This window comes from Mycobacterium sp., assembly GCF_965229265.1.
Classification (GTDB): Bacteria; Actinomycetota; Actinomycetes; order Mycobacteriales; family Mycobacteriaceae; genus Mycobacterium.
This window is the reverse complement of sequence record NZ_CBDDIY010000010.1, coordinates 258,584-271,025: the sequence shown is the minus strand read 5'-3', so window position 1 is coordinate 271,025 and position 12,442 is coordinate 258,584. Positions and strand designations below refer to the sequence as shown.

Sequence of the window (12,442 nt, the reverse complement as noted above, 5' to 3'; positions counted from 1 at the left end):
CCGGGCTGGTATCAACGGTGCTGACCCTGATAGGAACGGACGTATTGTGGCCATCTCGCCGAAGAAGGACTCACTGGACTCGATCAGCCGGACCCTGGCCCAGGTGATGCGGTTGAGTGGCAGTCGGTCGATGTTCGCCCGTCAGGCCGCCGCGGCCGGGGTTGTCCTGACCCAACCGTCTTACGTGTTGTTGCGCTTGCTCATCGACGTCGGCCCGCTGGCGATGGGTGCGCTGGCGCGTGCCGCCCATATGGATGTCGGCATGGCGACACGACAGGTGAGCTCCCTGGTCGATGCGAAACTGGTGACACGCGAACCGGATCCCGTTGATGCACGGGTCTCCTTGGTGGCCGTCACCGAGAAGGGGCGCCAGGTGGCCGGGTCCCTGCAAGATGTCCGGCGTCGGCATCTGCAGCGTGCGCTGTCTGGCTGGCGGGCCGCCGAACTGGCCGAGTTCGATGGCATGCTGCGTCGGTTCCTGGAAGACTCGGTCGGCACCCCGATCGACGAGAGCTGAGCCTCGCTACCCAGCGCGCAGTTCCTCGACGCACGCAGCGAGCCGTTCATCATCGTCGGGATCTTCGGGGCCCACGATCGCGGGTAAGACGATGCCGTCAGCGACCTGCCCGAAGCGCTGGCGAAGCAGGCCCGGCAGCTGGTCGTAGCGACCGCTGATGAGCAACTGGTCGAGCACGTCATCATCGAGCACCATCGGGAGGTCACTGAATCGCCGCGCCTTGACCAACGCCCGTAACCGGTCGGGCAGGTCGAGCAGTCCGCGCCGCTCGAGCGCGGGCGCGTACGACGGCGTCGAGTACAGGAAGGCCAGCATGCCGCGTTGGCGTTCCCGCTCGCGGTCGACCGCGCCGTCGTCGGCGCCGGTCGCGATCGCTGCCGAGGCGATGATCGACGGCCGGTCGGCACGTTGGACCGCAGCGGCCCCCCGCTGGAGCGCGGGCCGCACCACACCGGTCAGGAAGGCCGGGTCGGAGTTCGTGGAATGAGTTACCACGCCGCGAGCCAGCTCGCCGGCCAGCTCGCACATCCCGGGGTTGACCGCGCCCAACCAGATGGGCGGAACCGGCACCGCACTGGGCCCGGGATTGAAGTAGGGCTGCATGCGGGTCAGGCGGTACGTCGGGCCTCGATAGTCCAGAGGCTCACCCGTCCTGAACACCGTGAACAGAGCATGCAGCGCGCCCAGATAGTCCTTCATCCGTGCGCGCGGATCGCTCCACGGCATCCCGTAACGGCCCTGGATGTTCTGCTTGATCTGGCTGCCCAAGCCCAGCTCGAATCGTCCTTCGGACATGGTCGACAGGTCCCAGGCCGCGTAGGCCACCAGCGTCGGGCTCCGCACGAACGCCAGCGTGACCGCGGTGCGGACCGTCATCCGCGTGCTGTGCTCGAGCGCGAGGAGCGCCACCGCGAGCGAGTCGTGGATGGTCTCGGCGACGTGCAGGCCGTCGAACCCCAGCCGCTCGACTCGCCGGGCGTAACCACCAACCCCACTCAGCGGCAACTGCGGGTCCAAAGCGGCATACACCTTCATCGGCGTCACACCCTACCAGTTACTTGACATTGTCAATCGTCCTTCCGTAGCTTTCGGTCATGGGCGGCGCGCGCTTCTACTTCGACTGGGGCAACTACGTCACCATGCTCCGGCTGCTGCGAACCGAGCCGAACCGCACGCGACGCCGAAAGCTGCTCGCCGCATTCCTCGTCGGCGTTCCGGCGATGGTCGTCATCCACGCGGTGTGCTTCGCTCTCGATCCCGTCCTGTTCCCCTCATTGCGCCGTACCCAGGTACGTGCGCCGGTGTTCTCGGTGGGTCATGCCCGAAGCGGAACCACGTATCTGCACCGACTGATGGCCTACGATGACCAATTCAGCGTGGTCCTGATGTACGAGATGCTGTTTCCGTCGTTGCTGGAGAAACGACTGCTGCGGGCGCTGTTTCGCCTCGACGCAACCATGCTGGGAAAACGCCTGCGCCACCGGATCGAAGCCGCCGAGCGGCGCGCCTTCGACGACACCAACGACATGCACCGCACCGGATTCTTCGCCGCCGAGGAGGACGACTTCCTGCTCACCTGGTCGCTGGCGTCAGGCGCCTGGATCGTGATGTTTCCCTATATGGGGCAGCTGGACTTCTACCACGTCGACCGCTGGACAGAACGCAAGCGCCGGCGGTTGATGTCGTTCTACAAGGAATGCGTACGACGCCAGCTCGCCCTCAACGGCGGCGGCACCCACCTGAGCAAGAACCCGACGTTCTGTGGTCGGGTGGAGTCGCTCATCGAGGCCTTCCCCGATGCGAAATTCATTGTGCTGATGCGCAATCCGTACGAGACGATCCCCAGCCTGCTCAAGATGATGCAGACCACCTGGAATCTCAGGGGGCGTGACCAGGAGCTGATCAGCGAGTCGATCCGCATCCTGGCCGACCAGTCGTTCGACACCTACCGCCATCCGCTCGAGGTGGTGGCCAGACATCCGGAGATTCGGTCCTGCGTGGTGGACTACCGAGATCTGATCAGCGAGCCGGCGGCCACGATGCGCCGTGTCTACGACGATCTCGGGCTGCGACTGCCCCCGGCACTGATCGCGGCGATCGAGGCCTCGCACGGTCAGGGCCACGAAACCACCCACCAATACAGCCTCGCTGAATTCGGCCTCGATCCGCAGGCCATCCATACCCAGCTGGCGGACCTGTTCGACCAATTCGGTTGGGACAACGAAGGAGAACACGTCGGTGTCAACTGAGCGTGCCGCCGCCGAACTACGGGCGGCCTGGGACGAGCTGATCGCCGGCCTGAGCCGGGCGCGGGACGCCATCGACTCCCCTGAGCTGCATGCCCCGCCCGGCAGTGACCGGGTGCTGGCCGAGGGCTACCGCTACCTCCTCGGCTTCACATTCGGGGCCATCGAGCGGGCATTCGGCGAGGATCCGGCATTCCCCTACTTCCGGCGGGCGATCCAGCCGGTGGACAAGGCCACCATCGACAATGCCGACGCGTTGTACCTGTCGGCCGCGATCGACGGCGAGCGGGCCTATCGGATTTCGGGGACGCTGGTCTCGCCCCGGCCGCAGTACCTCATCTTCGAGGCGCACTCGGCCTACGCCGGTGACTCCGGAAGTCTGATGGAGCTGAGTCCGGCCCACCGGATGATCACCGGATCACTGGACAGCACCGACTTGCGCGTCGACGACGACGGCCGCTTTGAGATCCTGGTCGGCCCGCAACCGCCCGCCGGATACAGCGGCAACTTCCTGTGTTCGCGGCAACTCAGCGAGAATGGTTCCGGCACAGCGCAATACCTCATCGCCCGCGTGCTCTTCCACGATTGGGAGAACGAGGTCTCCCCCGAGCTGCACATCGAACAGGTCGGAGGCGAAGGCGCCCATCCGCCCCCGATCGACCCGGCGTCGGCGGCCGACCGTATGCGCCGCGCCGGCCAGATCGTCGAGAACCAGATGAAATTCTGGAACGAGTTCTACGACCTGGTCCTGGAGGCGCACGGCGACCGGAACGGCGACGGGGTGTCGTTCATGCCGCGCAATGGCCTCAACGCACCGGCCCGCGCAAACGTAGCCACCGGTGGCGGCCAGAGCACCAACGTCTACGCGGGCGGCGTGTTCGACCTCGACGCCGACGAGGCCCTCCTGATCGAGATCAGCATTGCCGTCGAACCGGCCTACAGCGGCTTCCACCTGAGCAACCTCTGGGGAGAGTCGCTCGATTACGCCAATCACCAGACCAGCCTCAACGGGTTCCAGGCTGAGGCCGATGAGGACGGCGTCATCCGCTACGTCGTGGCCCACTCCGACCCCGGGGTGCCGAATTGGCTGGACACCACCGGCCAACGCACGGGCTTTCTGAGCCTCCGGTGGACCTATGCGCAGGCGCCGGAAAGCCTGCCCGAGGTTGCCGTCAGAACAGTGACTTTCGAGGGTCTGCGCCAGCACCTGCCCGCGACCACCCGCCGGGTCGACGCGGCGGAACGCACCAGCACGATCGCGATCCGGCAGGCCCACGTCCAGCGTCGCTACCGGCAGTACTGAACCGGCGGCACTCAGGCGGTGACCCGGTCGACCAACTCGCGGGCCAGGGCGAACGCCGACGTCGCAGCCGGTGACGGCGCGTTGCGCACGTGCGACACATCGCCGTCACGGGAGATCACGAAGTCGTCGACCAGTGCACCGTCGCGGCCGACCGCCTGCGCCCGCACACCGGCATGGGAACTGCCATCCAAGTCATCGAGCGACAGGCCCGGCAGGTAGCGCGCCGCGGCAGTGACGAAGGCGCGCCGGCTGGCGGCCATCCGGATCTCGTCGAGCCCGACCCGCCAGTACCGGCGGCCCACCCGCCAGGTCCCCGGCCAGGTCAGCGTGTCCCAGGAGTCGTTCCAGCTCCACCGGCGCAGCGAATAGCCGTCCCGGGCGGCGACCATCATGGCGGTCGGCCCGAGGGTGATATCGCCGGTGATGTGTTTGGTGATGTGCACGCCGAGGAACGGAAGCTCCGGATTGGGCACCGGGTAGACCATCCCATTGAGCCGGGAATGGTCGGCGCGCTTGAGGCCGAGGTAGGCCCCGCGAAACGGCACGATCTGCGGATCGCGCGGCGCGCCCGAACCCCGGGCCAGCCGGTCGGACCACAGTCCCGCGCACGCGATGACCCGCCGCGCCCGCACCGGCCCGTCGGCAGTCTGCAGTCTCGGGGGCGCTGCCGCTTCGATCGCGTTGACCGCCGTACCGAACCGGACGGTGACCCCGGCCGCGGTCAGTTCGCCGACCAGCGCCCGCGCTACCGCCGCGTAGTCGACGATGCCGGTGTTAGGGGCGTGAAGAGCTTGCACACCAACGGCGTTGGGTTCGACCTCGCTGATTTCCCCGGCGCTGATCCGGCGCAGCCCCGGCACGGCATTGGCGATCCCGCGCTCGTGCAGATCATCCAGACGGCCCAGCTCGTCAGGTGACACCGCGACGATCAGCTTGCCGCACCGTTCGTGCGCAATGGCATTGTGCTCGCAGTACTCATACATCAACCGGGCGCCCTCGACGCAGAGCCGGGCCTTGAGCGAGCCCGGCTGGTAGTAGATGCCGCCGTGGATCACCCCGGAGTTGTGTCCGGTCTGGTGCTGGGCCGGTTGGGTCTCGCGCTCGAGAATCAGGACCGAGTCGGCGGGGCGGCGCCGCATCCATTCCCGCGCCACGGCCAAGCCGACGATGCCCGCCCCGACGACGGCCAGGTCATATGTCGGCGTTGTCATCGCCCTCGCTGGTGGCCACCGCTCGCAGCATGTGGGTCCGCCGTTGCTCAATGGCCCGACCGAACTCCTGCAGCAGCAGCGGGTTTTCCTCCACAATCTCCTCGATGTGCTCACGCCCGACCGAGACCATGGTGACCTCGTCGACCGCGTAGGTCGAGCCGATCACCGGTTGTCTGGTCAGGGTGCTCTGACCGATGAACGAGCCCGCTTCGAGGGTGCTGACGATCACCTCCGAACCGTCCTCGGCGGTGGCGGTCAGCTGGACCTGACCGGCGACGATGAAGTTCATGCCGGTAGGCACCTCGCCCGAACGTTGGACGAGCTCGCCGGCGCCGAAGCGCTCGAATCGGGCGTGCTTGGCTAGTTCCTGCTGCTCCTCACGGTTGAGGCGAAGGATGGGTGCCACCGTGGAGCGGATCGCCGCGGCGATCCGCTCCGGGGTCGAGAAGCCGTCGTCGGCCTCATCCAGGTGCAGATCGGCCCGGCGAGACGAATACCAGACCCAGCGAAGGAATGTCGCTTTCGCCTTACCGTCGTCGGCCGGCGTGCGCAGCGGAATCTTGGTCTGATACTCCTTGGCCCCCAACGGAACCGCTGAGGGGGTGCGGTCGGGGTGGCATTGCGGCAGCTCCGAGGCCACCCGCACCAACATCGCGCACACCTCATCCGGGGCGTCGTCGATCGAGAAGACACTCGTCACCGAAATGGTGTGCCGTTCTGGCGGTCGGCTCAGGTTGCTGAACGATGCGCCCGCCAGCACCGAGTTCGGGGTGATCTGCAGCCCGGTGCCCGTCTCGAGATGAACTGCACGCCAGTTGACTTCGACGACGCGGCCTTTGGCGGCGGGCGTGTCGAGCCAGTCGCCGATCTTGAAGGGCTGCTCGAAGAGCATGAGCAATCCGGAGATGATCTGTCCGACGGAGTTCTGCAGTGTCAGGCCGACGACGATCGAGGTGACGCCGAGCGCGGTGAACAGGCCCTTGACGTTGGCACCCCAGATGTAGGCGAAGATCATCGCCACGCCGATCGCGATCAGCAGAAACCGAGCCACGTCGAGGAAGATGCCCGGGATGCGTTTGCGCCAGCTGCCATCTGGGGCGCTCTGGAACACCGCGGCGTTGATCCCGGACAACATCAGCACCAGTACGACGAAAGCAAGCAGGGTGCCGACCATGCGCACCGACGTGGCACTCGAGGGGATCTGGCTGGCTTCGATCATCAACAGCAGCAGTGCACCCAACGGCAGCAGGTAGTTGCGCAGCAAGGTGACCGGCTTGGCCAGGAAGCTGTTTCGCCGCCGCAGCGCATGCTGCCACTCGGTGAGCAACACCAGCCCCAACGGCAGTCCGATGGCGATGCCGACGGCCCAGTAGAACCAGGCCGAAGTGAAGACGTCGGCCATCAGTCGTCCTCCGACACTCGCCAGACCTGCTGGGAATTACCGTTCACCGTGACCGTTCCGGCTTCGGTGAACGCCAGGGTATCGCGCAGCGCCTCGTAGACCCGGGCGGTGACGTAGATTCCTGCACTCGGGGAGCCGTCTTTGACCTGATGGGCCAGATTCACCGCGTCGCCCCACATGTCGTAGACCACCGAGGGACTGCCGACCAGCCCACTGCCGACATCCCCCGAGTCGATGCCGGCGCGCAGGCCCAGCGCCGTGCCCGCCTCGTTGTTGAACCGCTCGATGATGCGGTCACAGTCGAGGGCGAATTCCACCGTCCGGCGGGCGTTGTCCAGCCGAGGCACATTGAGCCCGCAGCTGGCCAGGTACCCGTTGCGCACCGTGTTCACTCGCTCGATACCCAGATGCGTCGCAGCGGCGTCGATCTGGCGCATCAATTCGTTGCTCAAGGCCAGGTAGTCATTGGGGCTCAGCTGAGACTGCAGCCGGTCGACGCCGAGAAGGTCGGCGTAGATGACCGTGACATTGTGGTGTTCGGTGGCGATCGTCTCCTCACCCTGGCGGAAACGCTCGACCACAGGTTCGGGCATCAGCGACTTGAGCAGTTCATCATTTTCTTGCCGCTGCTGTTTGAGCAGGTCGTCCTTGACCGTCAGGCTACGGCTCATCTCGTTGAACGCCTCTGTCAGATCTCCGATCTGATCCCGGGTCTCGACCGGAATGGCGACGTGGTAATCACCGGCGGCGATACGCTGCGCACCCTCCTCGAGTCGCCGGATTGGGCGCACGAAAACCTGCGCGAGGTAGACGGCCAGCACACAGACGGTGAAGATCATCCCGACGGTGGTCAGCACCATCGTGCGGGTGAACGAGGATTCGCGTGCAAACGCCTCGGCGATGTCAACCTTGGCGATGATGATCCACTGCAGCTCTGAGTCATTCTGCGCGAGCGGTGAATAGGACATCAGGGCCGGGTTGCCCAAGTAGTCCTTGTTGATCGTGGTGCCGCTCTCGCCCCGTTGGGCATTCGCGGTGGCCTGCGTCGAGACCGGCTGCACCAGCGTGGTGCCGCCCAACCGGATCGCCATCTCCGGGATATCGCCGGGTGTGCCGGCCGCGATCACCTCGCTCTTGTACCGCTGCGGATCTTCCAGGAACAGGCGAGAGTCCGAACGCATCAGCCCATCGGGTCCAACCAGGAAGGTCTCCCCGGTGGCTCCCAAACCGGCCTCGGACCACTTCTTGTCGAAGGTCATCAACCGGTTGACCTTCGAGATCGGGTACTGCAATGCCAACACACCCTGGGTGCGGCCGTTGGTCACGATCGGGGCGAGCATCCAGGCCGTGGGTTGCATCTGGGCCGGCTGGTAGAACTCGAAGTCGGTGAAGCCCACGTAGTCGACCGAATTCGCCGACATCGCCTTCAGATAGGCAGGATGAAGCTTGGATCCGGCGAACGGGCCGGTGACGATATTCGTACCGAGGTCAACGCCTTTGTAGGCGCTGTAGACGACGTTGCCGTAAGCGTCGAGCAACAGCGCGTCCTGGAACTCGAACCGGGTCACGATCTCCCGGAAGAACTCCTGGTAGTGCGCGTTGGCCGCCGACCACTTGCTGCCGTCGTGGGCGTCGTCCATGGCGATCGCGGCAGCGTCGTTGGGTAGGCGCGCGGTGTAGTTCGCCTGCAGGTAGCGCTGCGCGTTCGAGGTCGGCAGGAGTGCTGCCGGATCCAACTGACTACCGGCCTGCTTGTTGGTCTGCGCGACGAAGTTGTTGTAGTAGTCGGTCACGCCCTGCCACTGCTGCGGGCTGATCGCCGCATCGGCCAGTTGGTTGAAGCCAGCGGTGAAATCCGCCAGCGCGTCTACGGTGTTCGACCCGTGGCTATAGATGACGAGCGAGTTCCGCAAGTCCTGGAACTCTCCCTGGAGTGCGCGGGACTGTGCTTCTCGGATCTCGGTGAGCCGGGCGAACACCGCGGTGCGCAGCGAGGTTCGCCCGACTTCGAAGGCGATGGCTCCGACTACCGCGGCGGCCAGGATGGTGCACAGCACCAGCATCACGATCAGCTTGGACTGGATGCTCACCCGCGCCAGCAACCGATTGCGTCGGAACCGGTCTAGCATCCGCGGCTTCACCGCCGCGGGCTTTGGTTCCGACGCGACCTGATCACTCACGTGCGTCATCGGCACCCCTTCGCGGTCACACCCGCAGCTAACCGGCCCCGGTGCAGATTAGCAGCAATATGTGGCAAATGAGGCGGGCGTGGCTGCTGAGACCCGGTGAGGTTGCCGCCCGTTCCGCGGGACCCCTGCTTGAGCAGGGCGGTGACACGTGTTCGGATGACTCTCGTGGATACGACGTACGAAGGCACCCAGCGCGAGACAAGCACCGAAAAAGGCGTTCTGCGCTACCACGAGGCCGGTGACGGCCCGCCGCTGCTGCTGCTGCACGGCTCCGGCCCCGGCGTGACCGGCTGGCGCAACTACCGCGGCAACCTGGGGGTCTTCGCCGAACATTACCGCTGCCTGGTGCTGGAGTTCCCCGGCTTCGGGGTCAGCGACGACTTCGGCGGCCACCCCATGCTCGACGCGCAAGCCGCGGTCCCGGCCTTCGTCGACGCGCTCGGGCTGGACCGGGTCGACATCATCGGCAACTCGATGGGCGGCGGCGTGGGGATCAACTTCGCGATCAACCATCCCGACCGAGTCGGCAAGCTGATCACCATCGGCGGTATCGGTACCAATATCTACAGCCCCGGCCCCAGCGAGGGCATCCGGCTGCTGCAGGAGTTCACCGAGGACCCCACCCGGCAGCGGCTCATCGACTGGCTCAACTCGATGGTCTACAACCCCGCACTGGTCACCGAGCAACTGATCGAGGAACGGTGGTCGTTGGCCACCGACCCCGAGACGCTGGCCGGCGCTCGCCGGATGTACGGCAAGGCCGCCTTCGCGGCGATGATGAAGATGATGCGCAACGCCGATTTCCCGCTGCCCTGGGCGATCATGCACAAGGTCAAAGCCCCCACCCTGCTGACGTGGGGCCGCGACGATCGGGTCAGCCCGCTGGACATGTCGTTGATCCCGATGCGCACGATCCCCAACGCCGAGCTGCACGTGTTCCCCAACTGTGGGCACTGGGTGATGATCGAGCAGAAGCAGGCCTTCGAAGCGACCGCGCTGAGTTTCCTCCAGCGGGGTTAGGGCGGGGTTACCGCTGACCAACGTCACGTCTCGGCCCGCCGAACGGCTTGGAAGTGGTTGGTAGCCAGACAGATCCGTTTTCCTCCTTCTTGGTCTCCACGTCGGCCATCTGATCGGCGAAGGTCTTCGAGGACAGTAACCCGGCTAGCTCCCAACGCTTTTCGAGAGGTGCAGGCCACTTCCCGGTACAGACCTCCAAGGTCACCGTCGGGTGCGCCACATGCGGCGAGCCCGCCGCGCCAGGACAGCGCCGGACGGCTGGATTTGCTCGCCGGCATCACGGTCAACACCCGGGCCACTTCGGCGATGCTGATGAGGCGACTTTGCACTGGAGTGAGCCGTTTCTGACGGTTCGGTGAATCTGGCCCGCTGATCGGGACAACCCAACCTGCTGCCAGGAGCACCCGTCCACCATGGACATCACACACCTGACAGACAAGGATTACTCATGACCACTCGGGTGATCGACAAGACCATGGAGCTGGCCGACCAGCTGCGCGAGCAGGCGGTCGAGGCCGAGAAGATCGGCAAACTCACCGACGACACCGTCAAGTACATGAAGGCCGCCGGTCACATCCGACTCCTGCAACCCGCCGTCCACGGCGGCCTCGAGGTACATCCGCGGGAGTTCGCCGAGACGGTCATGGCGCTGGCCGCGCTCGACCCCGCCGCGGGCTGGATCAACGGTGTCGTCGGCGTGCACCCCTACCAGCTGGCCTACGCCGATCCGCGAGTCGCCGAGGAGATCTGGGCCGACGACGTCGACACCTGGGTCGCCTCCCCCTACGCCCCTCAGGGCATCGCCAAGCCGGTCGACGGCGGCTACATCTTCAACGGTCGGTGGCAGTTCAGCTCCGGCACCGACCACTGCGACTGGATATTTCTCGGTGCCATCAAGAGCGACGCCGATGGCAAGGTGGTGATGCCGCCGCAGATGCTGCACATGATCCTTCCGCGCAAGGACTACACCATTGTCGAGGATTCCTGGGACGTCGTCGGGCTGCGCGGTACGGGCTCCAAGGACGTCATCGTCAAGGACGCCTTCGTGCCCGACTACCGGGTGATGGACGCGTTCAAGGTGATGGACGGCTCGGCTCAGCGCGAGGCCGGCATGACCGACACCCTCTACCTGATGCCGTGGTCGACGATGTTCCCGCTGGGCATCTCCTCGGCAACGATCGGCATCTGCGAAGGGGCACTGGCCGCGCATCTGGACTACCAGCGTGAGCGGGTCAGCGCCGCCGGAACCGCGATCAAGGACGACCCCTACGTGATGTACGCGATCGGCGAGGCCGCCGCCGACATCAACGCCGCCCGTCAGGAGATCCTGGCCAACGTCGACCGCATCTACGACATCGTGGATTCGGGCAAGCAGGTGTCCTTCGCCGACCGCGCGGCCGGGCGGCGCACCCAGGTCCGGGCGGTGTGGCGTGCGGTCAGCGCGGTGGACGAGATCTTCGCCCGGTCCGGGGGCAATGCCATGCGAATGGACAAGCCGCTGCAGCGGTACTGGCGCGATGCGCACACCGGGATGGCGCATGCCATCCACGTGCCGGGTACTACCTACCATGCCGCCGCGTTGAGCTCCTTCGGCGTCGAGCCGCAGGGCCCGCTGCGGGCGATGATCTGAGCGGGACCGGACCGGTGAGCCTGTTCAAGAGCCTCGGCTACGTCACCATCCACACCGCCGATATCGATCGATGGCGCCAATTCGCTTTCGGTGTCTTGGGATTCGCCGAAGGTAAGGGACCCGATCCGACGGCGCTCTATCTGCGCATGGACGAGCGAGCCGCCCGCATCATCGTGGTGCCCGGCGACGGCGACCGGATCGCCACTGTGGGCTGGGAAGTCCGCGACCACGCCGCGCTCGAGCAGGTGAAGACGGTGCTCGACGGCGCCGGAGTGCCCTATCGGCAACTGTCACAGTCTGAAGCCGACGACCGTAGAGTCGAGGAAGTCGTGGCCTTCGACGACCCGGCCGGCACGCATCTGGAGGTGTTCCATGGCGCGGTGCTCGACCACAGCCCAGTGATCACACCATTCGGCGCCCGATTCGTCACCGGCGACCAGGGGCTCGGCCATGTCGTGCTACCCGCGCTTGACGCGCCCGGCCTGTTCGACTTCTACACTGGGGTACTGGGTTTCGTGTCTCGCGGAGCGTTCCGCGTTCCGCTGCCCAAAGAGTTCGGGCCGATTCGGATCCGCTTTCTCGGCATCAACGAACGCCATCACAGCCTGGCGATCGCCCCGGCAACCCACCAGCGCGACCCAGGACTGATCCACATGATGGTGGAGGTCGACGAACTCGACACGGTCGGGGCGGCGCTCGACCGGATCGCCGCGGAGGGATTCCAGCTGTCGTCCACGCTGGGCCGGCACACCAACGACAAGATGGTGTCGTTCTACGTCCGAGCGCCCGGCGACTGGGACATCGAGTTCGGCACCGGCGGGCTGAGGATCGACGAGAACCATTACACCGCCGAGGAAATCACCGCCGACAGTTACTGGGGTCACAAATGGGTAGGCGACCTGCCAGCCGCCATGCAGCCCTGAC

Annotated in this window: 10 protein-coding genes; 6 read left to right on the top strand and 4 right to left on the bottom strand. The window is 65.8% G+C overall.

Annotated features, from left to right (window positions below; genetic code table 11):
* Positions 1-46 precede the first annotated feature (46 nt).
* A complete protein-coding gene (locus ADBZ9K_RS03470) occupies positions 47-517 on the top strand; it encodes a MarR family winged helix-turn-helix transcriptional regulator (RefSeq protein WP_526618525.1) in 471 nt (156 codons plus the stop codon).
* Between the two features lie 6 nt (positions 518-523).
* On the opposite strand, the gene ADBZ9K_RS03465 is transcribed toward ADBZ9K_RS03470, so the two are convergent.
* Positions 524-1,552 (bottom strand): TIGR03617 family F420-dependent LLM class oxidoreductase, encoded by a 1,029-nt coding sequence (locus tag ADBZ9K_RS03465; RefSeq protein ID WP_526618524.1) that lies wholly within the window; start codon positions 1,550-1,552, stop codon positions 524-526.
* 59 nt (positions 1,553-1,611) lie between these two features.
* On the opposite strand from ADBZ9K_RS03465, the gene ADBZ9K_RS03460 reads away from it, so the two are divergent.
* Together ADBZ9K_RS03460 and ADBZ9K_RS03455 are read left to right on the top strand one after the other, a co-directional pair.
* Positions 1,612-2,766, top strand: a complete 1,155-nt coding sequence (locus ADBZ9K_RS03460) for a sulfotransferase (protein WP_526618523.1) — start codon at positions 1,612-1,614, stop codon at positions 2,764-2,766.
* Entirely contained in the window at positions 2,756-4,066 is a 1,311-nt protein-coding gene (locus ADBZ9K_RS03455; protein WP_526618522.1) for a DUF1214 domain-containing protein, read from the top strand. The genes ADBZ9K_RS03460 and ADBZ9K_RS03455 overlap by 11 nt, the downstream gene beginning before the upstream one ends.
* An 11-nt stretch (positions 4,067-4,077) precedes the next feature.
* Here ADBZ9K_RS03455 and lhgD read toward each other — a convergent pair whose 3' ends face one another.
* The 3 genes from lhgD to ADBZ9K_RS03440 are packed head-to-tail and all read right to left on the bottom strand — an operon-like array spanning position 4,078 to position 8,868.
* Complete coding sequence (gene lhgD, locus ADBZ9K_RS03450; RefSeq protein WP_526618521.1) at positions 4,078-5,277, bottom strand: L-2-hydroxyglutarate dehydrogenase; 1,200 nt, start codon at positions 5,275-5,277, stop codon at positions 4,078-4,080.
* Positions 5,258-6,679 (bottom strand): mechanosensitive ion channel domain-containing protein, encoded by a 1,422-nt coding sequence (locus tag ADBZ9K_RS03445; RefSeq protein ID WP_526618519.1) that lies wholly within the window; start codon positions 6,677-6,679, stop codon positions 5,258-5,260. Before ADBZ9K_RS03445 ends, lhgD begins: the two co-directional genes overlap by 20 nt.
* Positions 6,679-8,868, bottom strand: a complete 2,190-nt coding sequence (locus ADBZ9K_RS03440; RefSeq protein WP_526618517.1) for an adenylate/guanylate cyclase domain-containing protein — start codon at positions 8,866-8,868, stop codon at positions 6,679-6,681. The genes ADBZ9K_RS03445 and ADBZ9K_RS03440 overlap by 1 nt, the downstream gene beginning before the upstream one ends.
* A gap of 165 nt (positions 8,869-9,033) precedes the next feature.
* On the opposite strand from ADBZ9K_RS03440, the gene ADBZ9K_RS03435 reads away from it, so the two are divergent.
* From ADBZ9K_RS03435 to ADBZ9K_RS03425, 3 genes are all read left to right on the top strand, one after another.
* Complete coding sequence (locus ADBZ9K_RS03435) at positions 9,034-9,888, top strand: alpha/beta fold hydrolase (RefSeq protein WP_526618516.1); 855 nt, start codon at positions 9,034-9,036, stop codon at positions 9,886-9,888.
* A 448-nt stretch (positions 9,889-10,336) separates the two neighbouring features.
* Entirely contained in the window at positions 10,337-11,518 is a 1,182-nt protein-coding gene (locus ADBZ9K_RS03430) for an acyl-CoA dehydrogenase family protein (RefSeq protein ID WP_526618515.1), read from the top strand.
* A gap of 14 nt (positions 11,519-11,532) precedes the next feature.
* The gene (locus ADBZ9K_RS03425; RefSeq protein WP_526618514.1) at positions 11,533-12,441 is read left to right on the top strand and encodes a VOC family protein; all 909 of its coding nucleotides are present in this window, start codon (positions 11,533-11,535) and stop codon (positions 12,439-12,441) included.
* Position 12,442 lies beyond the last annotated feature (1 nt).